27 protein-coding genes are annotated in these 26,141 nt (G+C 65.7%); 18 read left to right on the top strand and 9 right to left on the bottom strand.

Features of this window, described 5'->3' with window-relative positions; genetic code table 11:
* Positions 1 to 47: 47 nt before the first annotated feature.
* Both CLU87_RS15540 and ftsY read right to left on the bottom strand, forming a co-directional pair.
* Positions 48 to 2,696 carry an EAL domain-containing protein gene (locus tag CLU87_RS15540; RefSeq protein WP_099731029.1) on the bottom strand — a complete coding sequence of 883 codons (2,649 nt, stop codon included), beginning with the start codon at positions 2,694 to 2,696 and terminating at the stop codon, positions 48 to 50.
* A gap of 117 nt (positions 2,697 to 2,813) precedes the next feature.
* Positions 2,814 to 4,241: a signal recognition particle-docking protein FtsY gene (ftsY, locus tag CLU87_RS15535; RefSeq protein WP_099731028.1), complete on the bottom strand. Its 1,428-nt coding sequence runs from the start codon at positions 4,239 to 4,241 to the stop codon at positions 2,814 to 2,816.
* Positions 4,242 to 4,269: 28 nt separating this feature from the next.
* Between ftsY and CLU87_RS15530 the strand changes: the two genes are divergently transcribed.
* From CLU87_RS15530 to coaD, 4 genes are all read left to right on the top strand, one after another.
* On the top strand, positions 4,270 to 5,703 hold the full coding sequence (locus tag CLU87_RS15530; protein ID WP_099731027.1) for a pitrilysin family protein: 1,434 nt from the start codon (positions 4,270 to 4,272) through the stop codon (positions 5,701 to 5,703).
* Positions 5,704 to 5,725: 22 nt separating this feature from the next.
* Positions 5,726 to 7,084 (top strand): pitrilysin family protein, encoded by a 1,359-nt coding sequence (locus CLU87_RS15525; RefSeq protein WP_099731026.1) that lies wholly within the window; start codon positions 5,726 to 5,728, stop codon positions 7,082 to 7,084.
* Positions 7,081 to 7,788: a 16S rRNA (guanine(966)-N(2))-methyltransferase RsmD gene (rsmD, locus tag CLU87_RS15520; RefSeq protein WP_099731025.1), complete on the top strand. Its 708-nt coding sequence runs from the start codon at positions 7,081 to 7,083 to the stop codon at positions 7,786 to 7,788. Before CLU87_RS15525 ends, rsmD begins: the two co-directional genes overlap by 4 nt.
* A gap of 120 nt (positions 7,789 to 7,908) precedes the next feature.
* A complete protein-coding gene (coaD, locus tag CLU87_RS15515; protein WP_056065946.1) occupies positions 7,909 to 8,415 on the top strand; it encodes a pantetheine-phosphate adenylyltransferase in 507 nt (168 codons plus the stop codon).
* 112 nt (positions 8,416 to 8,527) lie between these two features.
* Here the strand turns inward: coaD and CLU87_RS15510 are convergent, their stop codons facing one another.
* Positions 8,528 to 9,475, bottom strand: coding sequence for a LysR family transcriptional regulator (locus CLU87_RS15510; RefSeq protein ID WP_099731024.1), 948 nt, complete (start codon positions 9,473 to 9,475; stop codon positions 8,528 to 8,530).
* A gap of 113 nt (positions 9,476 to 9,588) precedes the next feature.
* Here CLU87_RS15510 and lysA point away from each other — a divergent pair, with 113 nt between their 5' ends.
* Complete coding sequence (lysA, locus tag CLU87_RS15505; RefSeq protein ID WP_056065940.1) at positions 9,589 to 10,833, top strand: diaminopimelate decarboxylase; 1,245 nt, start codon at positions 9,589 to 9,591, stop codon at positions 10,831 to 10,833.
* Positions 10,834 to 11,162: 329 nt separating this feature from the next.
* On the opposite strand, the gene CLU87_RS15500 is transcribed toward lysA, so the two are convergent.
* The 4 genes from CLU87_RS15500 to CLU87_RS15485 form a co-directional block, all read right to left on the bottom strand.
* Positions 11,163 to 12,176, bottom strand: coding sequence for an NAD(P)H-dependent glycerol-3-phosphate dehydrogenase (locus CLU87_RS15500; RefSeq protein WP_056065937.1), 1,014 nt, complete (start codon positions 12,174 to 12,176; stop codon positions 11,163 to 11,165).
* Between the two features lie 52 nt (positions 12,177 to 12,228).
* Positions 12,229 to 12,687 (bottom strand): protein-export chaperone SecB, encoded by a 459-nt coding sequence (gene secB, locus CLU87_RS15495; protein WP_056746795.1) that lies wholly within the window; start codon positions 12,685 to 12,687, stop codon positions 12,229 to 12,231.
* A 108-nt stretch (positions 12,688 to 12,795) separates the two neighbouring features.
* Complete coding sequence (gene grxC, locus CLU87_RS15490) at positions 12,796 to 13,053, bottom strand: glutaredoxin 3 (RefSeq protein ID WP_015015481.1); 258 nt, start codon at positions 13,051 to 13,053, stop codon at positions 12,796 to 12,798.
* 78 nt (positions 13,054 to 13,131) lie between these two features.
* Entirely contained in the window at positions 13,132 to 13,539 is a 408-nt protein-coding gene (locus tag CLU87_RS15485; protein WP_060985050.1) for a rhodanese-like domain-containing protein, read from the bottom strand.
* 87 nt (positions 13,540 to 13,626) lie between these two features.
* On the opposite strand from CLU87_RS15485, the gene gpmA reads away from it, so the two are divergent.
* From gpmA to CLU87_RS15465, 4 genes are all read left to right on the top strand, one after another.
* Entirely contained in the window at positions 13,627 to 14,370 is a 744-nt protein-coding gene (gene gpmA, locus CLU87_RS15480) for a 2,3-diphosphoglycerate-dependent phosphoglycerate mutase (protein WP_015015479.1), read from the top strand.
* Positions 14,371 to 14,492: 122 nt separating this feature from the next.
* Entirely contained in the window at positions 14,493 to 15,929 is a 1,437-nt protein-coding gene (locus tag CLU87_RS15475) for a S41 family peptidase (RefSeq protein ID WP_056065928.1), read from the top strand.
* Positions 15,930 to 16,034: 105 nt separating this feature from the next.
* Positions 16,035 to 16,784 (top strand): HesA/MoeB/ThiF family protein, encoded by a 750-nt coding sequence (locus CLU87_RS15470; protein WP_099732204.1) that lies wholly within the window; start codon positions 16,035 to 16,037, stop codon positions 16,782 to 16,784.
* 112 nt (positions 16,785 to 16,896) lie between these two features.
* Positions 16,897 to 17,334, top strand: coding sequence for a response regulator (locus tag CLU87_RS15465; RefSeq protein WP_099732203.1), 438 nt, complete (start codon positions 16,897 to 16,899; stop codon positions 17,332 to 17,334).
* A 125-nt stretch (positions 17,335 to 17,459) separates the two neighbouring features.
* Here the strand turns inward: CLU87_RS15465 and CLU87_RS15460 are convergent, their stop codons facing one another.
* Positions 17,460 to 18,092: a response regulator transcription factor gene (locus CLU87_RS15460; RefSeq protein WP_056065924.1), complete on the bottom strand. Its 633-nt coding sequence runs from the start codon at positions 18,090 to 18,092 to the stop codon at positions 17,460 to 17,462.
* On the opposite strand from CLU87_RS15460, the gene CLU87_RS23610 reads away from it, so the two are divergent.
* The 9 genes from CLU87_RS23610 to CLU87_RS15420 all read left to right on the top strand — a co-directional run bounded on the left by CLU87_RS23610 (position 18,085) and on the right by CLU87_RS15420 (position 25,185).
* Entirely contained in the window at positions 18,085 to 18,210 is a 126-nt protein-coding gene (locus tag CLU87_RS23610; RefSeq protein ID WP_255356923.1) for a hypothetical protein, read from the top strand. The two genes, CLU87_RS15460 and CLU87_RS23610, sit on opposite strands and share 8 nt — an antisense overlap.
* 4 nt (positions 18,211 to 18,214) lie before the next feature.
* Positions 18,215 to 19,621: a CHASE3 domain-containing protein gene (locus CLU87_RS15455; protein ID WP_056065921.1), complete on the top strand. Its 1,407-nt coding sequence runs from the start codon at positions 18,215 to 18,217 to the stop codon at positions 19,619 to 19,621.
* Positions 19,622 to 19,959: 338 nt separating this feature from the next.
* A complete protein-coding gene (locus tag CLU87_RS15450; protein WP_010463174.1) occupies positions 19,960 to 20,124 on the top strand; it encodes a DUF1328 domain-containing protein in 165 nt (54 codons plus the stop codon).
* A 78-nt stretch (positions 20,125 to 20,202) separates the two neighbouring features.
* Positions 20,203 to 20,595: a hypothetical protein gene (locus tag CLU87_RS15445; protein ID WP_056065917.1), complete on the top strand. Its 393-nt coding sequence runs from the start codon at positions 20,203 to 20,205 to the stop codon at positions 20,593 to 20,595.
* A 170-nt stretch (positions 20,596 to 20,765) separates the two neighbouring features.
* Positions 20,766 to 21,083, top strand: coding sequence for a BON domain-containing protein (locus CLU87_RS15440; RefSeq protein WP_056066545.1), 318 nt, complete (start codon positions 20,766 to 20,768; stop codon positions 21,081 to 21,083).
* 184 nt (positions 21,084 to 21,267) lie between these two features.
* Positions 21,268 to 22,449, top strand: coding sequence for a putative zinc-binding metallopeptidase (locus CLU87_RS15435; RefSeq protein ID WP_056065914.1), 1,182 nt, complete (start codon positions 21,268 to 21,270; stop codon positions 22,447 to 22,449).
* Between the two features lie 92 nt (positions 22,450 to 22,541).
* On the top strand, positions 22,542 to 24,074 hold the full coding sequence (locus CLU87_RS15430; protein WP_099731023.1) for a circularly permuted type 2 ATP-grasp protein: 1,533 nt from the start codon (positions 22,542 to 22,544) through the stop codon (positions 24,072 to 24,074).
* Between the two features lie 2 nt (positions 24,075 to 24,076).
* A complete protein-coding gene (locus tag CLU87_RS15425) occupies positions 24,077 to 24,232 on the top strand; it encodes an alpha-E domain-containing protein (RefSeq protein WP_082522527.1) in 156 nt (51 codons plus the stop codon).
* A complete protein-coding gene (locus CLU87_RS15420) occupies positions 24,226 to 25,185 on the top strand; it encodes an alpha-E domain-containing protein (RefSeq protein ID WP_099731022.1) in 960 nt (319 codons plus the stop codon). The genes CLU87_RS15425 and CLU87_RS15420 overlap by 7 nt, the downstream gene beginning before the upstream one ends.
* On the opposite strand, the gene CLU87_RS15415 is transcribed toward CLU87_RS15420, so the two are convergent.
* The gene (locus tag CLU87_RS15415; protein WP_099731021.1) at positions 25,151 to 26,140 is read right to left on the bottom strand and encodes a transglutaminase family protein; all 990 of its coding nucleotides are present in this window, start codon (positions 26,138 to 26,140) and stop codon (positions 25,151 to 25,153) included. The genes CLU87_RS15420 and CLU87_RS15415 overlap by 35 nt on opposite strands.
* Position 26,141 lies beyond the last annotated feature (1 nt).

Below are 26,141 nucleotides of genomic sequence, written 5' to 3'. Positions count from 1 at the left end.
TTTGCCGGGTACCCGATGGCTGGCGTGGTGGCAGTCTGCGCCCCCCGCTATATCTCTTGCCGCACCCGGCTTTCAAAGTCTTCGAGCGTCAGTGGGCGGCCAAACAGGTAGCCCTGGAAAGCCTGGCAGCCATGGGCCAAAAGAAACTGGTAGTGGGCGGTGGTCTCCACCCCCTCGGCGATCACGGACAGGCCCAGGCTGCCAGCCAGCGCGATGATGGAGCGGGCGATGGCCGCGTCGCTGGCGTCCAGCAGCACGTCGCGCACAAAGCCCTGGTCGATCTTGATCTGGTCCAGTGGCAGGCGCTTGAGGTAGCTGAGCGACGAGTAGCCCGTGCCAAAGTCGTCCAGCGAAAACCCCAGGCCATGGGCCTTGAGGGCGCGCATGGTGGCGATCACGCTGTCCACGTTGTCCAGCAGCAGGCTTTCGGTCAGCTCTAGCTTGATCTGTGCGGGGTTGGCGCCGGTCTGCTGCACCAGCGCCAGCACCTGGGCCACAAAGTCGTCTTGCAGAAACTGGCGTGCGCTCACGTTGATGGCAAGGCTCAGCTGCGCAAACTGCGGGTCTTGTTGCCAGCGGGCCTGCTGGCGCAGGGCGGTTTCCATGACCCAGTGGCCCAGTGGCAGGATGAGGCCCGATTCTTCCGCCAGCGGAATGAACTCCGACGGCGGCACCATGCCCTGGACCGGATGCTGCCAGCGCACCAGGGCCTCTGCGCCGGTCACGCGCCCCTGGCTGTCCACTTGCGGCTGGTACAGCAGCAGGAACTGCGCGCGCCGCAGGCCGTTGTGCAGCTCGGTTTCCAGCAGGGCGCGGCGGTTCACGGCCTGCTGCATGTCGGGGTCAAAAAAGCGCAGTGTGTTGCGCCCGGCGTCCTTGGCACGGTACATGGCCATGTCGGCCTGTTTGAGCACCTCGTCCACCGAGTCGCGCTGGTGATTGAGCAGGGTCACGCCGATGCTGGCGGTGAAGTGGTGTTCGTGCCCCGCCAGTTCGTAGGGCTGGCGCAATTGCGCCAGGATCAGCTCGCCCAGCGTGCGCGCCTGTGCGGCGGCCTCGGGGGCGTCGCTGCTCAGGTTCTGCAGCACCACCACAAACTCGTCACCTCCGAGGCGGGCCACGGTGTCCTGCTCGCGCACGCAGCTGCGCAGGCGCTGGGCAACGTCCTTGAGCAGCAGGTCGCCCACCTCATGGCCCCGGGTGTCGTTCAGGGTCTTGAAGTTGTCCAGGTCCACAAACAGCACGGCCGTGGTGAGGCCCGAGCGCGCACCGTTGACCAGCACCTGCTGCAGCCGGTCCACCAGCAGGCGTCGGTTGGGCAGCTGCGTGAGTGCGTCGTAGAACGCCAGGTAGCGTGCCTCGTCCTCGGCGGCCTTGCGGCCCGAGATGTCGATGTCGATGCAGAACATCTCGGGCGGGTGGCCCGGCACCTGGATGTAGGCGTGGCTGGAGAACACATGCACCGGCGTGCCGTCCTTGCGCTGCAGTTGCAGCTCGCCCGCCGGGATCACCTCGCCGGTGGCGAACATGTGCTGCATGTGTGCTCGCACGCCGTCGCGCATGGGCGGCGGGATGATGAGGTCGAGCAGGTTGCCGCCCAGGGCTTCTTCGGCCGTGTAGCCGTACAGCTGCTCGGACGCCTGGTTCCAGTAGCTGGTGGTGCCGTCCTGCAGGTAGCCTTGCACCGAGATGGACGGGATGTTGCGCAGCAGTGAGCGAAAACGCAGCTCGGACTCGCGCAGCGCACTTTCAGCCTGCTTGCGCTTGGTGATGTCGCGGGCGAGGAACACCACAGCCGCCTGGCCACCCACCTGCACGCCCAGGGGCTGGGTGCGCCCTTCAAACTGGCGCAGCCCTGACAGGGTCTGCAGCTCGTATTCCACGCTGTGGGTCTGGCCAGACTGCAGCGTGTCCTGGATGAGCGCCATGAACCGTTCTGCCTGCTCGGCGGGCAGCACATCGTGCAGCCGTTTACCTACCAGCTCGGGGGCGCTGGCGACCAGGGTGGCGTCGTTGGGGGACAGTACCTCCACATACCGGCCCTGGGCATCCAGCACCAGCAGCACATCGGGGATGGCCTGCGTGATGGCATGCAGGCGGGCTGCCGTGCCAGTGAGTGCACGCTCGGTGGCCATGCGTTGCTCCACATCGTGCAGCAGCAGGCCCAGCACCACAGTGGCTGGGGTGAAGGTCAGCAGATAGGGCAGGGCCAGCGTCTGGTTGATGCGCTGCACGGCCTCGGCGGGCAGCAGCTGAAACAGTGCGATCACCGCCGTGTGCAGCAGCAGCCCGAACAGCGCGAGGGGGACGGGCTCCACCCCCAGCCGCCCCCGGGCGCGGCCCTCGCGGTACACCAGCCCCATGGCCGTGCACAGCGCGATCACCATCAGCCCCACCTCGGCACCCGCGCCCCCCAGCCACAGGCGCCCGGTGGCCGCCATCAGCGCCGCAATGCCCGCCACCAGCGGGCCGCCAAACAGGCCGGCCATGCTCAGCACCACCGAGCGCGCGTCAAAGATCACGCCCGGCATCAGCACCACCGGGGTGAGCATGCCCACCACGCAGATCCCGCCGAAGATCAGCCCCGAAAAAACCTGGCCCACCCACGGGTGCTGGCGCCAGACCCGGATGTTGAACCCATGCAGAAAGCACAGCGCCAGCAGCAGCGCAACGCCTTTGACCAGCTCAATGAACATGGGCCTCCGTGCTTTCCAAGGGGAAACCCATGATGGAGGAAACGCTGCGATCCGTAAACGTGTAAATGGCCCCGGATGGGGCCATTTCACACCATGGTTGAACGCAGATCGTGAGGCTCAGCTCAGCAAGGCCTGGGCAAATTCGCGGGCATTGAAGGTTTCCAGGTCTTCGAGCTTTTCGCCCACACCGATGAAATACACCGGGATGGGTCGTTCCTGCGCGATGGCGGCCAGCACGCCGCCCTTGGCCGTGCCGTCCAGTTTGGTGACGATCAGGCCGGTGAGCTGCAGCGCATCGTCAAACGCACGCACCTGGGCCAGTGCGTTCTGGCCGGTGTTGCCGTCGATCACCAGCAGCACCTCGTGCGGGGCCGTGGCGTCGGCCTTGGTGACCACGCGGCGGATCTTTTTCAGCTCCTCCATCAGGTGCAGCTGTGTGGGCAGGCGGCCGGCGGTGTCCACCAGCACCACATCCTTGCCGCGCGCCTTGCCGGCGGTTACGGCATCAAAGCTCACGGCGGCAGGGTCGCCGCCTTCCTGGCTCACGATCTCGACCGTGTTGCGGTCGGCCCACACGCCCAGCTGCTCGCGGGCAGCGGCGCGGAAGGTGTCGGCGGCGGCCAACAGCACGGCGGCGCCTTCACCCGCCAGGTGCTTGGTGAGCTTGCCGATGGAGGTGGTCTTGCCCGCGCCGTTCACGCCGGCCACCATGATCACGGTGGGGGTGTGCTCGCCAATCACCAGGGCTTTTTCGAGCGGGCGCAGCAGGTCGGCCAGCGCGTCGGCCAGCAGGCCCTTGACTGCAGCAGGGTCGGTGGTCTTGCTGTCCTTCACGCGGCGCTTGAGGTCCGTCAGCAGGTGCGTGGTGGCTTTCACGCCGGTGTCGGCCATCAGCAGGGCCTCTTCCAGCTCCTCATACAGCGCGTCGTCAATCTGCGTGCCGGTGAAGACGGTGGCAATGCTGCTGCCGGTCTTGCGCAGGCCCGCCTTGAGGCGGTCCAGCCAGCCTTTGCGCTCAGGCGCCTGGGCAGGGGGCGCAGCCGAGGTTGCAGATGCTGCCACTGGCGCAGCCGGTGGTGTAGCGGGCGTGGGTGGCGCAACCGGCGCAGGTGCAGCAACGGAAATCGGGGGCGCCACGGGGGGCAATGCAGGGCTTGCAACCACCGGAGCAGCGGCGGGCGCCGTGGCTGCCGGTGCCGCAGGGGGCGGTGGTGTGACGGCCGGTGCCACCGGAGGCATCGCCACGGGCGCTGGCGGGGTCACAGTGACGGGCGCTGGTGCTGCGGGGGGCGGCGCAGCGGGCTCAGGGGCTTTGTTGCCAAACGGGTTGCGCAGCCAGCCAAAGCCTGCCGGGGCGGGCGCCGCCACGGGAGCCGGTGTAGCGGGCGCTGGCGGGTTGAGGGTAGCCACGGGCGGCGTGGAGGGCAGGGGGGGCGCTACGGGCGCAACCACGGTGGGCGCCGGTGCGCCTACCGGCTGGGCCGGGGCGGGCACATCGGTGGGGGCAGGCGAAGGAGCGGGCTTTTTCTTGAAAAAACTGAACATTGGCGGGTTCTTAGAATCACCCCATTCTATGAAACGCGCTTTCACCCTACTGGGCCTGCTGGCCTGCCTCTGGTCCGGGGCTGCCTTTGCGGCAACCACCCCGGTGTCTCAACCCTCCACCACGCCGTCCGCCACGGCCTCTGGCGCGCAGCAGTTCACGCTCAAAAACGGCATGCAGCTCATCGTGCAGCCCGACCGCCGCGCCCCGACGGCGGTGCACATGGTCTGGGTGCGTGTGGGCTCGATGGATGAGGTGGACGGCACCTCGGGCGTGGCCCATGCGCTGGAGCACATGATGTTCAAGGGCACCAAGACCCTGCCGCCGGGCGAGTTCTCGCGCCGCGTGGCGGCGCTGGGCGGGCGGGAGAACGCATTCACCAGCCGCGACTACACCGGCTACTACCAGCAGATCCCGTCCAACCGGCTGGAGGACGTGATGAAGCTCGAATCGGACCGGTTTGCCAACAACCACTGGCCCGACGAGGAGTTCAAGAAAGAGATCGAGGTCGTCAAGGAAGAGCGACGGCTGCGCACCGAAGACCAGCCCCGGGCCGTGCTGGCCGAACAATTGTTTGCCGCCACCTTCAATGCGTCGCCCTACCGCCGCCCCATCGTGGGCTGGATGAGCGACCTGGACGCGATGACGCCCGATGACGTGCGCGCCTTCCACCGCCAGTGGTACACCCCCACCAACGCCGCCGTGGTGGTGGCGGGCGATGTGGATGTGGCCCAGGTGCGTGCGCTGGCCGAAAAGTATTACGGCAGCCTGCCCGTGCACGCGCTGCCCGCGCGCAAACCGCGCACCGAGCCCGAGCAAAAGGGCCTGCGCCGCATCGCCGTCAAGGCCCCGGCAGAGCAGGCCTATGTGGCCCTGGCCTTCCGCGCGCCCAGCCTGGACCGCGTGGACAACCTCACCGACGAAGACCGCGACGCCCTCGCGCTGATGGTGCTGTCGGCCGTGTTCAATGGCTATGACGGTGCCCGGCTGGACCGCGCACTGACCCAGGGGCCCAACCGCGTGGCCGATAGCGCCAGCAGCTCCGCCATGGTCACCGGGCGCGGACCCAGTCTGTTCATGCTCAGCGGCGTGCCCGCTGCGGGCAAGACCGCCCAACAGGTCGAAGACGCGCTGCGCGCCGAGGTGACCCGTGTGGCCAAGGATGGGGTGAGTGAGGCCGAGCTGAACCGCGTCAAGACGCAATGGATCGCCTCTACCGTGTACGAGCGCGACTCGGTGATGAGCCAGGCGCAAGAGCTGGGCGGCAACTGGATCCAGGGCTTTCCGCTGGACGCCAACGAGCGCCTGCTGGCCCTGCTGCGCACCGTGACCCCGGCGCAGGTGCAGGCCGTGGCTGCCAAGTATTTTGGCGACGACCAGCTCACCGTGGCCACGCTGCTGCCCCAGCCCCTGGACGCCCCACGCGCCCGTCCCCAGCTGCCCCCGGGCGCTGCCATCCGCTGAACCCGCCCTGCGGAAACTGCCCATGATTACTATCAAAAACATAGCTGTCCGTGCTTTATGCACTAGCGCTATCGCCCTTTTTTCCTCCAATTCGGCCTGGGCGCTGCTGCCCATTCAGCACTGGACGGAGCCGGGCGGCGCCAAGGTCTATCTGGTCGAAAGCCCGGTCATCCCCATGGTGGACGTGCAAATCGACTTTGACGCTGGCACGCGCCGCGACCCGGCGGGCCAGTCCGGCCTGGCCAACGCCGTCGCCGCCATGGCCAGCAAGGGCGTGAAGGCCGGGCGCGACGCCAGCGCCGAGCCCGCGCTGGACGAAAACGGCCTGGGTGAGGCCTGGGCCGATCTGGGCGCCAGCTTTGAAGCCAATGCCGACAACGACACGCTGCACTACGTGCTGCGCTCGCTGACCGACCCGCCGCTGCTGGAGCGCGCTGCACGGCTGGCAGCCCGCCAGATTGCCGAGCCCACGACGACTGACGACGTCTGGCAACGCGACCGCGCCCGCTGGAGCGCCAGCCTGAAAGAAGCCAACACGCGCCCCGCCACCGTGGCCAACCATGCGTTTGCCGCTGCGGTGTATGGCAGCCACCCCTATGGCGTGCGCACCACCGAAGAGACGTTGGCGCGCATTGGCGTGGCCGACATGCAGGCCTTTCACGCGCAGTACGTGGCCGCCTGCCGCGCCAAGGTCAGCATCGTGGGCGCCGTATCGCGCGCCCAGGCGCAGACGCTGGTGGCTACGCTGCTGTCGCGCCTGCCTGCCAGTGCGGGCTGCGCACCGCTGCCGCCCGTGGGCGAAGTGGCGGCGCTGACGGCACCTGCCGAGAAGGCCATTCCGTTTGCCTCGGCCCAGGCCCACGTGCTGATCGGCCAGCCGGGCTTCCAGCGCCGCGACCCGGACTTCCTCGCGCTGCTGGTGGGCAACCACATCCTGGGCGGCGGTGGCTTTGTCTCGCGACTGACCCACGAGGTGCGCGAAAAGCGCGGCCTCTCCTACAGCGTATACAGCTACTTTGCCCCCGGCCTGCACGCCGGGGCCTTCACCGTGGGCTTGCAGACGCGCCCCGACCAGGCCGCCCAGGCAGTGCAGGTCTCGCGCGACGTGATCGCCCGCTTTGTGGCCGAAGGCCCCACCGAGGCCGAGCTGCGCGCCGCCAAGGACAACCTCATCGGCGGCTTTGCGCTGCGCATCGACAGCAACAAGAAGCTGCTGGGCAACGTGGCCAACATCGCCTGGAACGACCTGCCCCTGGACTACCTGGACCAGTGGGCCAAAAAGGTCGAGGCCCTGACGGTGGCCGATGTGCGCACTGTCATGGCCCAAAAGCTGCAACCCGGCCGCATGGTGACCGTGGTGGTGGGAGGCAAGCAGCCATGAGCCGATCGACCCTGCGCGGCAGCGCCATCACCGCCGAAATCCGCAAGGCCCAGGCCGCAGCCGCTGTGGCCCCTGTGGACGCCAAGACCATCAAGAAAAACGCCAAGGACAAAGCTGCGGCGGCTGCCGCCCCCAAGGGCGCGGGCGAAATCCGCATCATCGGTGGGCAATGGAAGCGCACCCGCCTGCCCGTGGCCCAGCGCCCCGGCCTGCGTCCCACGCCCGACCGCGTGCGGGAAACGCTCTTCAACTGGCTGGGCCAAGACTTGAGTGGCTGGCGCTGCCTGGACGCTTTTGCGGGCACCGGTGCGCTGGGGCTGGAAGCCGCTTCGCGCGGCGCCGCGTCGGTACAACTGGTGGAGAGTGACGCTGCACTGGTGGCCCAGCTGCAGGTGCTGCAAGCGAAGCTGCAGGCCAGCGCTGTGCGCGTGCAGCGCGGCGACGGCGTAGCCGCCCTCAAGCAGGCCGCACCTGCCAGTGTGGACCTGGTGCTGCTCGATCCGCCCTTTGACGGCGACCTGTTTGCGCCCGCTCTGCAAGCCGCAGCCAAGGCTGTGGCCGCCCAGGGCTTTATTTACCTCGAAGCGCCCCGCGCCTGGACGGACGAGGAACTGGCCGGGAGCGGCCTGGCCGTGTACCGGCATCTGAAGGCTGGCGCCGTGCATGCGCACCTGCTGCGCCCTGTGGCAGCCACCACAGAATGAGCCAACGCCGGTTCATGTTGCACTGCACTGCATAATGCGCGCACGCGGCCCGGCGGGCCCTGCGGGGAGCGCCCCGGGGGCCGGGGCCAACGTCAATCGCCAGACAGGAGACAACCAGCCATGGCCCAGAACGTGCTCGCCGTGTACCCCGGAACCTTTGACCCCATCACGCTGGGCCATGAAGACGTGGTGCGCAGGGCCACCCAGTTGTTTGAACGTGTGATCGTGGCCGTGGCGGCGGGCCACCACAAGAAGACCCTGTTCTCGCTGGAAGAGCGCATCGAGATGGTGCGCGAGGCCGTGAAGATGTATCCCCAGGTGCAGGTCGAGCCCTTCTCGGGCCTGCTGCGCGACTTTGTGGTGTCGCGCGGCGGCAAGGCCATGGTGCGTGGCCTGCGTGCCGTGACCGACTTTGACTACGAGTTCCAGCTGGCGGGCATGAACCGCAGCCTGATGCCGCAGGTGGAGACCGTGTTCCTGACCCCCAGCGACAAGTACCAGTTCATCAGCAGCACCTTTGTGCGCGAGATTGCGGTGCTGGGTGGTGAGGTGACCAAGTTCGTGTCGCCCTCGGTCGAAGAGCGGCTGGCGGTCAAGGTGCGCAGCCTGGCGGCGCCGGGCGGCTGAGGACACTGTCCGGAACGCACAAGGAGCCCCGGTTGTGGCTCCTTTGTGCCGATAGCGTTAGTGCAATATGCCTTTGCTGCTATCAAAATCATAGTTTGTAGATTCTGTAGCATCAGTCCATGGCGGGCGGCAGCCGCGTTGCAATGGCCTGGGCCTGGGCGCGCAGGGCCTCCAGCATGGGCACCACCTCGGGCAGGGGCGGGCGGTACAGCGGCAGCAGCGCCGTCACGCTGAACGGGATGGAAAACGCCAGCCGCCGCAGCACCAGCCGCTCGCTGGCGGCGGCCAGGGCGGTGACCGGGTTGACGATGGCGATGCCCAGGCCCTGCTCGACCATGGCGCACACCGCAGCGGCGCTGTGGGTTTCCACGCGCAGCGTGCGCTCTACGCCCGCCTCGGCAAACCGGGCGTCGATCAGGCGGCGGTAGGGGTCGTCGGCCGAGAGGCTTACAAAGAATTCACCGGCAAAGTCGCCGAGTTGCAGCACCGGCTTGCGTGCCAAAGCGTGGTGGGCGGGCAGCACAGCCACCTCGTCCAGGGTCAGCAGCACCTCGGCCCGTGTGCCCGGCGGGGCGGTGGTCTGTTCGCACAGGCCCAGATCAAACCGCTGGGCACTCATCCATTCTTCGAGCAGGGGCGATTCCTGCGGTGTGACGGACAAGCGTGCCTCGGTGTGCGCCTGCATCAGCCGTGCCGCCGCACCCGGCAGCAGTGCATGGGCCAGCGCGGGCAGGCAAAGCACCGACAGTTGCACGGCCCCCGACCGGCCCAGGGCCACGGCCCGGTCCACCACACGCTCCAGCCCCTGCCACGAGCGCTGCACCTCGTCCCACAGCGCCAGCGCCCGGGCGTTGGGGCGCAGTCGGCCCTGCACGCGCTCGAACAGGGCATAGCCCAGCAGCGATTCGAGCCGCGCCAGCTCGCGGCTCACGGTGGGCTGCGAGCTGTGCAGCAGGTCGGCCGCACCCGTGGCGCTGCCAGCGGTCATCACGGCCCGAAAGACCTCGATGTGGCGGTGGGTGATGCGGTGGGCCAGGGGCGTGTCGGTCGGTCCGGTCATGCATGGAGCATATCCATATTGAATGGATGGCGTAAATCAAAGCATTCGACTGAATACATGGATGGCGGCATCATCCGCGCATCGTTCTCGCCTTGTGCCTTTGGAGCTTCCCCATGTCCAACCCTTTCTCCCCCGCCCAGCTCTGGGCCCTGGCCGACCAGTTCGGCACCCCGCTATGGGTGTATGACGCGGCCACCATCCGCCAGCGCATTGCGCAGGTGTCCAATTTCGAGACCATCCGTTTTGCGCAAAAGGCCTGCTCCAACATCCATATCCTGAAGCTCATGCGCGAGCAGGGCGTGAAGGTGGATGCCGTTTCGCGCGGCGAGATCCTGCGTGCGCTGGCGGCGGGCTATGTGGCGGGTGGCGAGCCTTCGGAGATCGTCTTCACCGCCGACCTGTTCGACGCCGCCACGTTGGACTGCGTGGTGGAGCACGGCGTGCCCGTGAACGCAGGCTCCATCGACATGCTGCACCAGCTGGGCGCGCGTTCGCCCGGCCATGCGGTGTGGCTGCGCATCAACCCCGGCTTTGGCCACGGCCACAGCAACAAGACGAACACGGGTGGCGAGCACAGCAAACACGGCATCTGGCACACCGACCTGCCTGCGGCGCTGGATGCGATCAAGCAGCATGGCCTGAAGCTGGTGGGCCTGCACATGCACATTGGCTCGGGTGTGGATTACAGCCACCTGCAGGAAGTGTGTGGCGCCATGGTCAACCTGGTGCGCACGGCGCATGCGGCAGGGCATGACCTGCACGCCATCTCCGCCGGTGGTGGCCTGTCCATCCCCTACCGCAGCGGCGACCCCGTGGTCGACACGCAGCATTACCACGGCCTGTGGGACGCCGCGCGCCAGCAGGCCGAGGCCATCGTGGGCCACAAGCTCGGCCTGGAGATCGAGCCCGGCCGCTTCCTGGTTGCCGAATCGGGCGTGCTGCTGGGCCAGGTGCGCGCCACCAAGAACGCGGGCAACAACCACTTTGTGCTGGTTGATACCGGCTTCAACGAACTCATGCGCCCGTCCATGTACGGCAGCTACCACGCCATGAGCGTGCTGCGGCGTGATGGCTCCACGGCGGCCGAACACCCCACGGTGGTGGCGGGCCCGCTGTGCGAGTCGGGCGACGTGTTCACCCAGGGCGACGGCGGCGTGGTGCTGCCGCGCGACCTGCCCGCCGCGCAGGTGGGTGATCTGCTGGTGATCCACGACACCGGGGCGTACGGCGCCAGCATGTCCTCCAACTACAACACGCGGCCTTTGATTGCCGAGGTGCTCGTGGATGGCGGCCAGGCCCGCCTGATCCGCCGCCGCCAGACGGTGGACGAGCTGCTGGCGCTGGAGTTGGGGCTGTAAGCCAGGCCGCAGCGCTGCTCAGGGGCGCCGCGGGCCGAGCCGGCAAGAGGTGCGGGTAGGTGAGGGCCTACGGGTTTGGGGTGCAAAGCCGGACAAGCACCAGCCGGGGTGAGAAATACAGTGAAACCACCTGAACTTCTCACCTTTCAAGGAGATCCCCATGCCTCTCATTGCCTGGCTACTTGGCGTCCCGCTGTCGGTTGTGCTGCTGCTGATGCTGTTTGGGGTGTTTTGAATCCACCCGCGGAGCGCATGGCATCAGCGCCACCAAACAAAAGACCCCTGTGGAATTCCGCAGAGGCCTTTTGTTTTGGGCATCACTATTGGGGTCACATCAACTCGGACGCGGGCCCGCGCCCCATCAGCGTGACGACCGCATCGGCCGGCGTGAGCTGGCCATCCAGCAGCGCCACCACCGCGCGGGTGATGGGCATGTCCACCCCCAGCTGGGCCGCCCGCTGCGCCACGGTGCGGGCGCTGTAAACGCCCTCGGCCACATGGCCCAGCGACTCGACGGCCTGCGGCAGGGTTTTGCCCTCGGCCAGCAGCATGCCAACGCGCCGGTTGCGCGACAAGTCGCCCGTGGCGGTCAGCACCAGGTCCCCCAGGCCCGACAGGCCCATGAAGGTGTCGGGCCGCGCGCCCAGCGCCAGGCCCAGCCGCGTCATCTCGGCCAGGCCGCGCGTGATGAGCGCGGCGCGGGCGTTCAGCCCCAGCGCCAGCCCGTCGCACAGACCGGTGGCAATGGCCAACACGTTCTTCACCGCGCCACCCACCTCCACGCCCACGATGTCCTCGTTGGCATACACGCGCACGCTCGGGCTGTGGAAGGCGCTGACCAGCGCATCGCGCACCTGCGCATGGGGGCTGGCAGCCACCAGGGCGGTGGGCTGGCCCAGCGCCACTTCTTGCGCAAAGCTGGGGCCGCTAAACACGCCTGCTATCAGTTCAGGAGCTACCAGGGCTTGTACTTCGTGCGCCAGCAGCCCAAAAGACGTGGAATTGCCAGCGGTTGCAGCCTCAAAGCCCTTGCACAGCCAGGCCACAGGGGCAGCGCAGCCATGCAAGGCCTGCAGCATGCCGCGCAAAGCCGCCATGGGCGTGGCCACGATGACGAGGTCGGCCCCGGTCCACAGCGCAGCAAAGTCGCCATGGGCCAGCGTGAGGGAGGGGGGGAGGGTGATGCCGGGCAGGTAACGCGCGTTCTGCCGCTGCGTCTGCATCTGGGCCGCCTGGGCGGCATCGCGCGCCCACAAGGTGACGGCATGGCCTGCGGGGTGCTGGGCGGCACTCATGGCCACCGCTGTCCCCCAGGCTCCAGCGCCCAATACTATGATTTTCATAGCTGTATGCGCTTATTCATCCAGCACTACAGGCAAAAATGCCTGTAAATGCTTACTGCGTGATGATGGGCGATGCCTGGCCGGCGGCCTGGGCTTGCTGTTGCTCGTACATGGCCTGGAAGTTGATTTCGGCCAGGTGCACGGGCGGGAAGCCAGCGCGGTTGATCACGTCGGCCACATTGCCGCGCAGGTAGGGGTACACGATCTGCGGGCAGGCGATGCCCATGATGGGGCCCATCTGGTCTTCGGGCACGTTGCGGATTTCGAAGATGCCGGCTTGCTTGGCTTCGACCAGGAACACAGTCTTGTCCTTGATCTTGGTCTGCACGGTGGCGGTCACAGCCACTTCAAAGATGCCTTCGGCCACGGGGGTGGCTTCCACGCCCAGCTGGATGTCCACGCTGGGTTGCTCTTGTTCGAGCAGGATGGCGGGGGAGTTGGGCTGCTCCAGCGACAGGTCCTTGAGGTAGACGCGCTGGATCTGGAACACGGGGTTTTCTTGGTCGGCCATGGTGAAGTCTCTTTGCTCTTACGAAATTGCTAGCAAAACAAAACCCGCCGGGGAGCAGCTCCCGCAGCGGGCACATGGGGCTGCATTATGCAGCGCCCAGACAGGGGGTCAGGCGCCGAGCAAGGGCATCAGCTCGCCACGGCTGTCCAGCGCCACCAGATCGTCGTGGCCACCCACATGGGTGTCGCCGATGTAGATCTGCGGCACCGTGCGGCGGCCGGTGATTTCCATCATGTGGCTGCGCGCGGCGGGGTCTGTGTCGATGCGGATCTCCTCGATCTGCTCCACGCCCTTGGACTTGAGGATCTGCTTGGCCCGGATGCAATAGGGGCAGACGGCGGTGGTGTACATCTTCACGGGTTGCATGGCGAACCTTCCTCTTTCTTCCTGTGGGACTGAAAAACCAGTCGCAAGACTAGCGCTGACCGAATAACTGGGGGCGGATCAGGCTTTTTCCACAGGCAGGCTGGCTTCGCGCCAGGCCTTCATGCCACCAGCGAGTGCCTGGGCGTTGTCGTAGCCCAGTTTTTTGGCAATGGCGACGGCGCGGTTGGCGCGTGCGCCGCTCGCGCACACCAGCACCACGGGCAGGGCCTTGTTCTTGACCACGGCGGGCAGGCGCTCTTCGAGCTGGGACACGGGCACGTTCTTGGCGCCAGTCACGTGGCCGGTGGCGAATTCCTCGGCTTCGCACACGTCGATGACCACCGCTTTTTCGCGGTTGATGAGCTGCACGGCGCGTGCTGGCGTCAGCGAACCGCCACTGGCGTTCTTGAGGACCGGCCACAGCAACATGCTGCCCGAAGCCAGTGCAACGAGGAACAGATACCAGTTATCAATAATGAATTTCACGAAGCTTCCTTGGGTTGGCGAACAGCGTAATTCTAGAATGCTGGGTTTTGGCCCGCATTTTTTTGACCTGCCTTTCCTGGGGAAACCATGTACAAGCTCGTTCTGATCCGCCACGGCGAATCCACCTGGAACCTTGAAAACCGCTTTACCGGCTGGACCGATGTGGACCTCACGCCCACCGGTGTCTCCCAGGCCATGTCGGCCGGCAAGCTGCTCAAGGCCGAGGGCTACGAGTTCGATCTGGCGTTCACCAGCGTGCTCAAGCGCGCCATCCACACCCTCTGGTACACGCTGGACGAAATGGACTGCACCTGGCTGCCCGTGGTCAAGGACTGGCGCTTGAACGAGCGCCACTACGGCGCCCTGCAGGGCCTGAACAAGGCCGACATGGCCAAGCAGTATGGCGACGAGCAGGTGCTCGTATGGCGCCGCAGCTATGACACGCCCCCGCCAGCGCTGGAAGCCACCGACCCCCGCAGCGAGCGTGGTGACCGCCGCTACGCTGGGGTGGCTGCCGAGAATGTGCCCCTGACCGAGTGCCTGAAAGACACCGTGGCCCGCGTGCTGCCGTTCTGGAACGAGGCCATGGCGCCCGCCATCCGCTCGGGCAAGCGGGTGGTGGTGGCTGCGCATGGCAACTCCATCCGCGCGCTGGTGAAGTACCTGGACAACATCTCCGAGACCGACATCGTGGGTCTGAACATTCCCAACGGGATTCCACTGGTATACGAGCTCGACGCCGACCTCAAGCCCATCCGTCACTACTATCTGGGAGATGCCGAAGCGGCGGCCAAGGCCGCAGCCGCCGTGGCATCGCAGGGCAAAGCGTAAATCGCAGGTAAAGAGCGGGGAAAACCCCGCTTATCCCCGCCAAAGTGAGCATCCATGCGGAACTGCGGCGGGTTTGGCCCTTCCAAGGTGTATATTGGTTTCGAAGCGGTAAAAGGTGTTGTATGGGCCACAAACTCAAGATTGCAGGATGGGTATCGGTAGGCGTGGTGGCGGGTGCGCTCACCACGGTGTCACTGCAAACGGTGGCGCGTGGCGCCATGACGCCGTTGCCGCTCGAAGAAATCCAGCAGTTGTCCGCCGTGTTCGGCCTGGTCAAGACCGATTACGTCGAGCCGGTCGATGACAAGAAGCTCATCACCGACGCCATCTCGGGCATGGTGTCCAGCCTGGATCCGCACTCGCAGTACTTCGACAAGAAGTCCTTCAAGGAATTCCGCGAGGGCACTTCCGGCCGCTTCGTGGGCGTGGGCATCGAGATCACGCAGGAAGACGGCCTGATCAAGATCGTGTCGCCCATCGAAGGCTCGCCGGCCTTCCGCGCCGGCCTCAAGACCAACGACCTGATCACCAAAATTGACGAAACCGCCGTTAAGGGCCTGGCGCTGAATGACGCCGTCAAGCGCATGCGCGGCGAGCCCAGTACCAAGGTCACCCTCACCATCTTCCGCAAGGACGAGAACCGCACGTTCCCTGTCACCATCACGCGCGAAGAGATCAAGACCCAGTCCGTCAAGGGCAAGGTGATCGAGCCCGGTTACGCCTGGATCCGCCTGTCGCAATTCCAGGAGCGCACGGTGGATGACTTTGTGCGCAAGGTGGAAGAGGTCTACAAGCAGGAGCCCAACCTCAAGGGCCTGGTGCTGGACCTGCGCAACGACCCCGGTGGCCTGCTGGATGCAGCCGTGGCAATTTCTGCGGCTTTCCTGCCCGAGAACGTGACGGTGGTCACCACCAATGGCCAGCTGGCCGACAGCAAGGCCACCTACAAGGCTGCCCCCGACTACTACCAGCGCCGGGGCGGCGGTGATCCGCTCAAACGCCTTCCCGCGTCCCTCAAGGCGGTGCCGCTGGTGGTGCTGGTCAACGAAGGCTCTGCCTCCGCCAGCGAGATCGTGGCTGGCGCGCTGCAGGACCACAAGCGCGCCACCATCATGGGCAGCCAGACCTTCGGCAAGGGCTCGGTGCAGACCGTGCGTCCGCTGGGGCCTGACACGGGCATCAAGCTGACCACCGCCCGCTATTACACGCCGAGTGGCAAGTCAATCCAGGCCAAGGGTATCGTGCCCGACGTGATGATTGACGAGTCGGAAGAGGGCAACATCTTTGCCGCCTTGCGCATGCGCGAGGCAGATCTGGACAAGCACTTGAACAGCGGCCAGGGTGAAGAGAAGAAGGACGAAGCCCGTGAAAAGGCCCGTGAGGAAGCCCGCAAGCGCATGGAAGAAGAAGCCAAGAAGCCTGCGGCCGACCGCAAGGTGCCCGAATTCGGTTCGGACAAGGACTTCCAGCTGGTGCAGGCCCTCAACCAGCTCAAGGGTCGCCCTGTGCTGGTCAGCAAGACGCTGACAGAGCGCAAGGAAGAAAAGAAAGAGAATTGAGCCTTTCGCGCTCCGACCCCGGGCTGGATTTCGCGAGGAATCCAGCCTTTTTCATGTCCGCCTGTTTCACCGTTGATTTTTTGGCCGCTGCAGGCCCGCCTTCCCATGACCGATGACCAGCTCCTGCGCTATTCCCGCCACATCCTGCTCGACGAGGTGGGCATCGAGGGGCAGGAGCGGGTGTTGGAAGCCCATGCTCTCATCATTGGCGCTGGCGGGTTGGGGTCGCCCGCTGCGCTGTACTTGGCGTCCGCCGGTGTGGGCCACATCACACTCGTCGATGACGATGTGGTGGACCTGACCAACCTGCAGCGCCAGATTGCGCACACCACCGCGCGCGTGGGCAGTCCCAAGGTCCAGTCGGCGGCGCAGGCCATGGCCGACATCAACCCCGAGGTGCAGGTCACCGCACTGCAGGCCCGGGTGGATGCGGCGGCTCTCGACAGTCTGGTGTGCGATGCCACAGTGGTACTCGACTGCAGCGACAACTATGCGACCCGCCAGGCGGTCAATGCCGCCTGTGTGCGTCACAACAAGCCCTTGGTGGCGGGGGCTGTGATCCAGTTCGATGGGCAGATCACGGTGGTGGACCCGCGCGATGCGCAGTCGCCTTGTTATGCCTGCATCTTCCCGCCAGATGCGGAGTTTGAAGAGGTCCGCTGCTCCACGATGGGTGTATTTGCTCCGCTGGTGGGTGTGGTGGGTGCGATGCAGGCAGCCGAGGCGCTCAAGCTCATAGCGGGCGTGGGGCAGTCGCTGGCGGGGCGGCTGCTGATGCTCGATGGCCGGGCCATGGAGTGGAGCACCATGCGCGTTCAGCGCCACGCCCATTGCAAGGTGTGTGTTGCACGGTAGGATTTTTCCTACATGGCCAGCGTGTTGTGGCTGGCAGAATCCGGCGCATGGAAGCCTTAAATTCAAGGCTAGGACAGCGTGACCCGCACTGTCCGTACACATGGACCCGCCCGTGAAACTGCGCACCTACATTGTTGAAGACAACGCGACCATCCGCGAGAACCTGATCGGAACTCTGGAGGAGTTGGCGTCTGTAGAAGCGGTGGGCGTGGCAGAAACCGAAGACGACGGTACGAACTGGTTGTCCTCGCACCCTGAGGAGTGGGACTTGGCCATCGTGGATCTGTTCTTGCGCCAGGGCAGCGGATTGGGTGTGCTGGCTGCCTGCCGCACGCGGCGGCCCGGCCAGAAAATGGTGGTGCTCAGCAATTACGCCACGCCGGATGTGCGCATGCGCTGTGCGCAGCTGGGTGTGGATGCCGTGTTTGACAAATCCAACGAGATCGACGCGTTGGTGGACTACTGCGTACAGCACAGCAGCCCGGCCCACGGGCTGGAGGCCGGTAGCGGCGGCGGTGTGTCTGCCGCATCATCGGGCGCATCCCAGTGACACAACCCGCCGCCGCGTGCGTGGGTGCATGCGGCAGTCGGGGTGCTTCTTTTTCCTTCTTTTTCAGCGCAAAAGCAAGACCTGCCCACGCCCGCCAGCGCCGGGCTCTGGCCAGGTCTTGGATGTCAGTCGATCAGGCGATTTTTGAGCGCGTAGTAGGTCAGGTCGCTGTTGGACGAGAGGCTCATCTTTTCCATCAGGCGGGTGCGGTACGTGCTCACCGTTTTCACGCTCAGCGACAACGACTTGGCGATATCGCCCGCCGTCTCTCCCTTGGCCAGCTTCAGGAACACCTGGAACTCTCGCTCCGACAGCTGCTCATGCGGTGGCGCATCGTCCTTGCGGTTGAGTTGCTGTGCCAGCAGTTCGGCCACGGCAGGCGTCAGGTAGCGGCGGCCCAGAGCAATGGTGCGAATGGCTTCCACGATCTCCGATGGTTCGCACTCCTTGTTCAGGTAACCACTGGCACCCTGGCGGATCAGGTTGATCGCGTAGTGTTCTTCAGGGTAGCCACTCAGGATCAGGATGCCCATGTCGGGCGCCTTGGCGCGCAGCATGGCCAGCGCGTCCAGCCCGCTTTGGCCAGGCATCGACAGGTCCATCAGCAGCACATCGATTTCCTTGTTGCGCACCAGGTCGATGGCCTCGCGGCCGTTGGCGGCCTCGCCTTCCACCCGCAAGTCCACGTGCTCGGACAAGAACTGCCGCAGCCCGGAACGAACAATCGCGTGGTCATCCACAATGCCAATCTTGATCATTGATGCTTCTTTCGAGGCGGCAGCAAAGGTGCTGCCGGTGTGTATTGAAGTCCAGGCGCTCGGCATGTGGTTGCATGGCTGGCGCACCTGGCAGGTAACGGGTCATTATCCAGAATAAGCGTATGAATCTCCAAGAAAACACCCGGCGTTGGTTACCAAAAGTCCGACAGATGGCCCTGAGTCTGCCCATGGCGCTGTTGGCGGCCATGGTGCTGGTGGGCATCAATGAAACGGGGCACATGCGTTCGCAGGACGCGGTGGAACAACTGGCCCAGGGGCTGACCACGCGGGCCGATGTGAACAAGCTGCTGCAAAGCATGCTGGATGCGGAAACCGGCCAGCGGGGTTATCTGCTCACGGGCAACGAGACCTACCTGGAACCGTATGACAAGGCCGTAGCGACCGTGCAGACCAACCTGGATCGCCTGCGCAACCAGTTCATGGCATCGCCCGAGGACATGCAGGAGTTCGCGTTGCTGTCGCGGCAGATCTCGCGCAAGCTGGCTGAGATGGAGCTGAGCCTGCGCCTGCGCCGTCAGGGCAACGAAGATGCATGGAAATTCATTCTGAACACGGATGTGGGCAAGGAGCACATGGAGGCGATCCGCCAGCACGCGCAAGAGCTGATTGCCCGCAGCGACCAGCGCTTGCAACAGGGGCGCGAGCAGATCGAGCAGTCGCTGATGCTGTCGCGCATCGGCATTGCCACGGTCACTGCCATTGGCCTGCTGGCGTTCTACATGTACCTGCGCCAGACGCAGGCGGTTCAGACCGTCAACCTGCGCGAGCAAGAGGTGCTGGAGCGTGAGCGCGACCGCCTGGAAGGACTGGTGCGCGACCGCACGGCCACGCTGTCCGAATTGGCCAACCACTTGCAGCAGGTGCGCGAAGAAGAACGGGGCCATCTGGCGCGGGAACTGCACGACGAGCTGGGCGCGCTGCTGACGGCTGCCAAGCTGGATGTGGCGCGCCTCAAATCCAAGATCGACGCCACTGCGCCCGACATTGCCGAGCGCCTCAAGCACCTCACCGAAACGCTCAACAGCGGCATTGCGCTCAAGCGTCGCATCATCGAAGACCTGCGACCGTCGTCGCTGTCGAACCTGGGGCTTACGGCCGCACTGGAGATCCTGACACGCGAATACGCCGAGCGCGCAGGCATTGAGGTTGAGACCAGTCTGGAGGCCGTTCAACTGCCCGACGCAGCGCAGCTCACGGTGTATCGCATGGTGCAAGAGGCGCTGACCAACATCGGCAAGTACGCCAAGGCCAGCAAGGTGCTGGTGTCGGTGCACGGCTACCCCACGCATGTGGCGGTGCAGGTGCGCGACGATGGTGTGGGTTTCGACCCTGGCACCGTGCGCCCCACTTCGCACGGCTTGGCTGGCATGCGCCACCGGGTCGAGGCAGCGGGCGGGCGTCTCACGCTCACTTCGCGGCCTGGCAATGGCACCTTGTTGTCGGCCGTGCTGCCGCTGCCGCGCACCTCGTCGGAGCCGCGCCGCAACGCCGCTGCGCACGACGCCTGAGGCATACGCCGCCTTCTTCCCGCGTCTCCCTCATTCCCTGCATTGCGTGGCGCAGCGCATGCAGGCCCACGTGCGGCACCTGCGGGCTGTGGGCACGCCATGCCCGGGGCCAGCGTTCCGTTGTGGCGTGCCTGCGCTGCAGCCGCTTGTGCGCGCTACCGTGCGCCCGGTCCGGCCAGTGCGCGCCGTCCTACATGACCCCCACTGCGCCGCCGACATGGGCGCGCGCCGCGCACCGGCATCCAGGGCACAAGTAGATACCTACAGTTGGTCCCAGGCGTTGAGGTTTTGGCGCCACCCGATCTGCCGGCAAGCCGGCCACCCATAAGGAGATGGAAATGTTGCACTACGCAGTAGTTTTTCTGGTGATCGCGCTGATTGCAGCCCTCTTCGGTTTTGGCGGCATTGCTGCCGGTGCCGTGGGCATTGCGAAGATTCTGTTCTTTGTGTTCGTGATCATGGCTGTCGTCACCTTTGTGCTGGGGCTCCTGAAAAAGGGGTGAGTCAGGCCGCAACGCCTGGACTGCTGCCCTTCACCCCCTCCCGCATCCCCTGTACCCCATACCCCAAGGAGTTTCCCCATGAGCCTTCAGACCGCTACCGACAAAGTGACCCACGGTGTTCGCAACCTGGCCGACGACGTGCTGCAAAGCGCGCAGGACGCAGTGCAGACCACTCGGGCTGCCGCCGACCAGTCGCTGGACAAGGCCGAAGAAAGCGTGCGCGCCCTGCGCCGCCAGACCGACCCGGCGATTGATGACTTGGCCGCCCGTGCACAGGACCTGGCTGCTCGCAGCATCGACTACTGCGCCGAGACCAGCGCGCGTGCACGCCGTCAGATCCAGCAGGCAGCCGAAGTCACCGGCAAGTATGTGGCCGAGCAGCCGGGCAAGTCGCTGGTCATCGCCGCTGCCTCGGGGGCTTTGCTGGCCACCGTGGCGATGTGGATGTCCCGCCGGCGCAATGCATACTGAGGGCTAGCACACCGGTGTTTACACGCTGGTGCCTTGCCCACAGCGCCTGGCTATGCGCCAGCGCTGTCCTTTTTCCCACAGTCCGCCGGTCGCGGAGGGTGCAACAGACCGGTGGACTGAACATGTCCCAGCACCCGCGTTCCCAACCATTCTTGAACAAGGAAAACACCATGAAATACGCACGTGCCCTCGCTTTTGCCGCAGTTGCCGGTATCACCATCGTCACAGCCACCGGTTGCTCGGTGGCCCGCGAACAGCAAACAGTTGGGTCCTATGTGGATGACGCCGGCATCACCACCGCCGTGAAGGCCAAGATGGCCGAAGACAAGAACGTGTCTGCCACCTCCATCAGCGTGGAAACGCTCAATGGCACGGTGCAGCTGTCGGGCTTTGCCAAGTCGCAGGCTGAAAAGAACCAGGCCGAAAACATTGCGCGCAACACCAAGCATGTGCGCGAAGTGCGCAACAGCATCGTTGTGCGGCCCTGACCGGTAGGGCTCACGCCCTGCACCCGGGGCCCCACGCCCCTGGCGCAGTGGCTTCGATCCTGAAGCAGGCTCCGGGCATGTCCCGGGGCCTGCTTTTTTCATGGACCCATCCTGGCGCTGCAAAAGGGGGTCCGTGCGTTGTTCCTCCTCACTGCTCCGGTCCACGGGGTATAAGCTCCACGCCATGCGGGTATTCAATTGCGACCATTGCGGTCATCTGGTGTTTTTCGATAGCGTGCAGTGCCTGCATTGCGGCAGTGCGCTGGCCTTCTTGCCCGATGTGCTGACCATGGCTGCCCTGGCCCCTGCACCGCAGGACGGTGCCGACCTGTGGCGCCGCCAAGGGGGGCAGGGCAGTGCGCACTACAGCGGGCGCCTGTACCGCATGTGCCGCAACCACACGGACCACCAAGCCTGCAACTTCGCGATACCCGCCAACGACTTTGCGGAGCTGTGTGTATCGTGCCGCCAGACCCGGGTGATGCCCGACCTGTCCGAGCCCGCCAACATGGGGCGCTGGATGCAGATCGAAGCGGCCAAGCGGCGGCTGTTCTACAGCCTGGCTCGCCTGGGCCTGGAGCCGGCGCCCGGGCGTACCGGTCCGGTGTTCGAGTTTTTGGCCGAGGTGCCGGGCGGACCGCCCGTGCTGACGGGCCACCACAGTGGGACCATCACGCTCAACGTGGCCGAGGCGGACGACGACGAACGCGCGCGTCGCCGCATCGCGCTGGGTGAGCCCTACCGCACTCTGATCGGTCACCTGCGCCATGAGTCCGGCCACTTCTATTGGGACCAGCTGGTGCGCGACGGCGGGCGGCTGGACGACTTCAGACAGATGTTTGGTGACGAGCGCCAGGACTACGCAGCGGCGCTGGAGGCGCACTACGCCAAGGGCAACGAGGGTAGTGACTGGGCCAACCACCATGTGAGTGCCTATGCCGCCGCCCACCCCTGGGAAGACTGGGCTGAAACCTGGGCCCATTACCTGCACATGATCGACCTGCTGGAAACCTCGGCCAGCTATGCCACCGAGGTCACCATTCCCGGTATCTATGGGGCGCAGCGCAGCAGCGCCATCGATCCCTTTGCCAGCCCGGCGCCCGACTTTCAGTCCATGGTGCAACACCTGGTGCCGCTGACGCTGCTGCTCAACAGCCTTACGCGCAGCCTGGGTCAACCTGACGCCTACCCGTTCGCGCTGGCGGGTGAGGTGCTGGCCAAGCTGCGCTTTGTGCACGACATGGTGCGTGCAGCGGCCGCGCGTCCTGCCCCTGTGGCCACCATGGCACCCATGCCGCCACCCTCGCCGGCTGCGAATCAAGGTGTCAAAAAAAATAGCAAAGCAGCCAATAAAGACCGGCGCTAGAGAGCGATTCGGCCGAAATATTGACGGTGGCTGCCAGCCAAGCATGAAAACGGCCTGGAACTTGCTTGAGGGCTTGCAGGAGATTGGCTCTCATGCAGAAGTTCGACGAGATGGTTACCCGGCTGCCCCTGGCCGGCCTGGGCGGTGCGGCAGGCTGGGCGGGCAGTGATGTACGGCCCCACTATGCGCGGTTTGCCCAGTGGCTGGCGCGCCAGAGTGCCGAATCCATGCAGGCGCGGCGCGCCGAGGCCGAGGTCATCTTCCGGCGCGTGGGCATCACCTTCGCCGTCTACGGCGCCAAGGACGAGGACGGCGCGGGCACCGAGCGGCTCATCCCCTTCGACCTGATCCCCCGCATCATTCCGCAGCAGGAATGGGCGCACATGCAGCGGGGCCTGGTGCAGCGGATCACGGCGCTCAATCGCTTCATCCATGACGTGTACCACGGCCAGGACATCCTGCGCGCAGGCATCGTGCCTGCCGAGCAGATCCTGCGCAACGCCCAGTTCCGGCCGGAGATGGTCGGCGTTCATGTGCCGCTCGATATCTACTCCCACATCAGCGGCATCGACATCGTGCGGGCACCGGATGCGGCAGGCGAGGGCGTGTACTACGTGCTGGAAGACAACCTGCGCGTGCCCAGCGGCGTGAGCTACATGCTCGAAGACCGCAAGATGATGATGCGGCTGTTCCCCGAACTGTTCGCTCAGCACCAGGTGGCACCGGTGGCTCATTACCCGGACTTGCTGCTGGACACCCTGCGCGCCAGCGCCCCGGCTGGCGCGGCCGACCCGACCGTGGTGGTGCTGACCCCCGGCATGTACAACAGCGCCTATTTCGAGCACGCCTTCCTCGCGCAGCAGATGGGCGTGGAGCTGGTCGAGGGGCAGGACCTCGTGGTCAAGGACCAGTTTGTGTACATGCGCACCACGCGCGGGCTGCAGCGGGTGGACGTGATTTACCGCCGGGTGGATGACGACTTCCTCGATCCCGATGTCTTCCGCCCCACCTCCACCCTGGGTTGTGCGGGGCTCATGTCCGCCTACCGGGCCGGCAATGTCGCCATCTGCAACGCCGTGGGCACAGGCGTGGCGGACGACAAGTCGATCTACCCCTATGTGCCGGACATGATCCGCTTCTACCTCGGTGAGGAGCCCATCCTGCAGAACGTGCCCACCTGGATGTGCCGCAAGCCGGACGACTTGCGGTACGTGCTGGACCACCTGCATGAACTGGTGGTGAAGGAGGTGCATGGCGCGGGCGGCTACGGCATGCTGATTGGCCCCGCGGCCACCCGGGCCGAGATCGAGGCCTTCCGCGCCGCAGTCATCGCCAAGCCCGACGGCTACATCGCCCAGCCCACGCTGAGCCTCTCCAGCTGCCCCACTTATGTGGACAGCGGCATTGCGCCCCGCCACATCGACCTGCGGCCCTTTGTGCTCAGCGGCCAGAAGGTGCAGATGGTGGCGGGCGGCCTCACGCGCGTGGCGCTCAAGGAGGGATCGCTGGTGGTCAATTCGTCGCAGGGCGGGGGCACCAAGGACACCTGGGTGCTGGGCGATCAGCCCGCTACAGCACACATACCGTCACCACCAATGCAAACACAACGCCAAGGGAGGGAATGACCATGCTGAGCCGTACCGCCGATCATTTGTTCTGGATGGCCCGTTACACCGAACGGGCAGAAAAGCCCTGCGCAGCGGGGCTTTCGAAAAAATACCGCAAGCGTGTGCAACACGCTCGGGGTTCTCTGCCCTCGTCCAAGAAGGAGATCACATGCTGAGCCGCACCGCCGATCATTTGTTCTGGATGGCCCGGTACACCGAAAGGGCAGAGAACACCGCACGCATGCTCGACGTCAACTACCAGAGTGCGTTGCTACCCCAATCGACCGAGGTGGCCACCCTGGGCTGGCAGGGCTTGCTGTCCATCAGCGAGCTGCTGCCTGGCTACACCGCCCAGCATGGCGAGGTGACGCCCGCCAAGGTGCTCGACTTCATGGTCAAGGACCCGTCCAACCCGTCGTCCATCGTGGCCTGCCTGCAGGCTGCACGCGAGAACGCGCGGGCGGTGCGCGGTGCGCTCAACACCGAGGCCTGGGAGATCCAGAACCAGACCTGGCTCGAAGTGAACCGCCTGATCGCCAGCGGTGCACTGGAGCAGGACCCGGCGCGATTCTTCGAATGGGTGAAGTTCCGCTCGCACCTCTCGCGGGGTGTGACGGTGGGCACCCTGCTGCAGGACGAGGCGCTGCACTTCATGCGCCTGGGCACCTTTCTGGAGCGGGCCGACAACACGGCGCGGCTGCTGGATGTGAAGTTTCACGCGGTGCAAAGCGACTTCATGGGCGCGGCCACGGCGCAGGACCAAGACTACGACTTCTACCACTGGAGCGCCATCCTGCTCAGCGTGTCGGGCTTTGAGACCTACCGCAAGGTGTACCGCGACGTGATCACGCCCGAACGTGTGGCCGAGTTGCTGATCCTGCGGGCCGACATGCCCCGCTCACTGCACGCTTGCATGAAAGAGGTGCTGGGTAACCTCGACATGCTGGGCAGCGGCCAGTCGGCCGAGACCCAGCGGCACGCGGGGCGGCTGCTGGCGCACCTGAAGTTCGCACGCATCGATGAAATCCTGACCCATGGACTGCATGCCTACCTCACGCAGTTCCTGGAGCGGGTGAACGACCTGGGCGCGCGGATCAGCCGGGATTTTCTGGTGCCTGCGGCGGTGTGAGGGGCGCATCTGGCGCGTCTGGCGCAGCGGCCGTAGCGGCCGTAGCGGCCGTAGCGGCGGGCACCGGCTCCACCGTCACGCCCACTTGCAGCACATGGTGGTCGCCGCCGTGGATCACGCCACGCAGCGGCGACACATCCGAAAAATCGCGGCCGATGGCCAGGGTCACGTAGTCCTCGCCCGCCGCGCGGTCGTTGGTGGGGTCCAGGTCAAACCAGGTGTTGTCGTCTGATGCGCCATCACTTTCGTCGGCTGCCGGTGACCACACCGACACCCAGGCGTGCGATGCATCGGCCCCCACCAGCCGGGGTTGCCCGGGCGGGGGCTCGGTCAGCAGGTAGCCGCTCACATACCGCGCCGCCAGGCCCAGGCTGCGCAGGCAGCCGATCATCACGTGGGCAAAGTCTTGGCACACGCCCCGGCGCAGCCGCAGCGATTCGAGCGCGGGCGTGCCCGCGTCGGTGGCGTTGGATGTGTAGGCAAAGTCGGCATGGATGCGCGACATCAGGTGGCGGGCGGCCTGCATCAGCGGGTGGCCGGGTGCAAAGCTCTCGGCGGCATAGGCCACAAAGTCGGCATGCCGGGGAATGTAGGGCGACGCAAAGCTGAACTCGGTGGCCGCGTGGTAGGGCTGGCCGCGCCGATAACCCAGGCGCTCGCGCACGACCTCCCAAGGTTCGCCGGGCGGTGCGGCGGGCACGGGCAGGGTCTCCAGCAGGCTTTCGGCGCGCACCCGCAGTTGCTCGTGGGTGAACGGCAGGCTGAAGAAAGCGCGGGTGTTGCCAAACACGTCCTGCACCATGTTGCACTGTGTTGGGGCGGGGTCCACTTGCAGGCTGTGGGTCAGCACACGCTGCACCACACCGGTGCGCGGACGCAGATGGGCCATGTGCTGGGCGTTCTGCACCGCCGGGCTGTAGTGGTACACCGTTTCGTGGATGACGCGCAGCTTCATG

The organism is Acidovorax sp. 59 (assembly GCF_002754175.1).
Classification (GTDB): Bacteria; Pseudomonadota; Gammaproteobacteria; order Burkholderiales; family Burkholderiaceae_C; genus Acidovorax; species Acidovorax delafieldii.
The sequence above is the reverse complement of the archived record's forward strand: the minus strand, read 5'-3'. Positions and strand labels throughout refer to the sequence as shown.

Coding starts and splice junctions, on each gene's coding strand:
- CLU87_RS15540 (WP_099731029.1), bottom strand. CDS start 2,696: ATGTTCATTGAGCTGGTCAAAGGCGTTGCGCTGCTGCTGGCGCTGTGC.
- ftsY (WP_099731028.1), bottom strand. CDS start 4,241: ATGTTCAGTTTTTTCAAGAAAAAGCCCGCTCCTTCGCCTGCCCCCACC.
- CLU87_RS15530 (WP_099731027.1), top strand. CDS start 4,270: ATGAAACGCGCTTTCACCCTACTGGGCCTGCTGGCCTGCCTCTGGTCC.
- CLU87_RS15525 (WP_099731026.1), top strand. CDS start 5,726: ATGATTACTATCAAAAACATAGCTGTCCGTGCTTTATGCACTAGCGCT.
- rsmD (WP_099731025.1), top strand. CDS start 7,081: ATGAGCCGATCGACCCTGCGCGGCAGCGCCATCACCGCCGAAATCCGC.
- coaD (WP_056065946.1), top strand. CDS start 7,909: ATGGCCCAGAACGTGCTCGCCGTGTACCCCGGAACCTTTGACCCCATC.
- CLU87_RS15510 (WP_099731024.1), bottom strand. CDS start 9,475: ATGACCGGACCGACCGACACGCCCCTGGCCCACCGCATCACCCACCGC.
- lysA (WP_056065940.1), top strand. CDS start 9,589: ATGTCCAACCCTTTCTCCCCCGCCCAGCTCTGGGCCCTGGCCGACCAG.
- CLU87_RS15500 (WP_056065937.1), bottom strand. CDS start 12,176: ATGAAAATCATAGTATTGGGCGCTGGAGCCTGGGGGACAGCGGTGGCC.
- secB (WP_056746795.1), bottom strand. CDS start 12,687: ATGGCCGACCAAGAAAACCCCGTGTTCCAGATCCAGCGCGTCTACCTC.
- grxC (WP_015015481.1), bottom strand. CDS start 13,053: ATGCAACCCGTGAAGATGTACACCACCGCCGTCTGCCCCTATTGCATC.
- gpmA (WP_015015479.1), top strand. CDS start 13,627: ATGTACAAGCTCGTTCTGATCCGCCACGGCGAATCCACCTGGAACCTT.
- CLU87_RS15475 (WP_056065928.1), top strand. CDS start 14,493: ATGGGCCACAAACTCAAGATTGCAGGATGGGTATCGGTAGGCGTGGTG.
- CLU87_RS15470 (WP_099732204.1), top strand. CDS start 16,035: ATGACCGATGACCAGCTCCTGCGCTATTCCCGCCACATCCTGCTCGAC.
- CLU87_RS15460 (WP_056065924.1), bottom strand. CDS start 18,092: ATGATCAAGATTGGCATTGTGGATGACCACGCGATTGTTCGTTCCGGG.
- CLU87_RS15455 (WP_056065921.1), top strand. CDS start 18,215: ATGAATCTCCAAGAAAACACCCGGCGTTGGTTACCAAAAGTCCGACAG.
- CLU87_RS15450 (WP_010463174.1), top strand. CDS start 19,960: ATGTTGCACTACGCAGTAGTTTTTCTGGTGATCGCGCTGATTGCAGCC.
- CLU87_RS15445 (WP_056065917.1), top strand. CDS start 20,203: ATGAGCCTTCAGACCGCTACCGACAAAGTGACCCACGGTGTTCGCAAC.
- CLU87_RS15440 (WP_056066545.1), top strand. CDS start 20,766: ATGAAATACGCACGTGCCCTCGCTTTTGCCGCAGTTGCCGGTATCACC.
- CLU87_RS15435 (WP_056065914.1), top strand. CDS start 21,268: ATGCGGGTATTCAATTGCGACCATTGCGGTCATCTGGTGTTTTTCGAT.
- CLU87_RS15430 (WP_099731023.1), top strand. CDS start 22,542: ATGCAGAAGTTCGACGAGATGGTTACCCGGCTGCCCCTGGCCGGCCTG.
- CLU87_RS15425 (WP_082522527.1), top strand. CDS start 24,077: ATGCTGAGCCGTACCGCCGATCATTTGTTCTGGATGGCCCGTTACACC.
- CLU87_RS15420 (WP_099731022.1), top strand. CDS start 24,226: ATGCTGAGCCGCACCGCCGATCATTTGTTCTGGATGGCCCGGTACACC.
- CLU87_RS15415 (WP_099731021.1), bottom strand. CDS start 26,140: ATGAAGCTGCGCGTCATCCACGAAACGGTGTACCACTACAGCCCGGCG.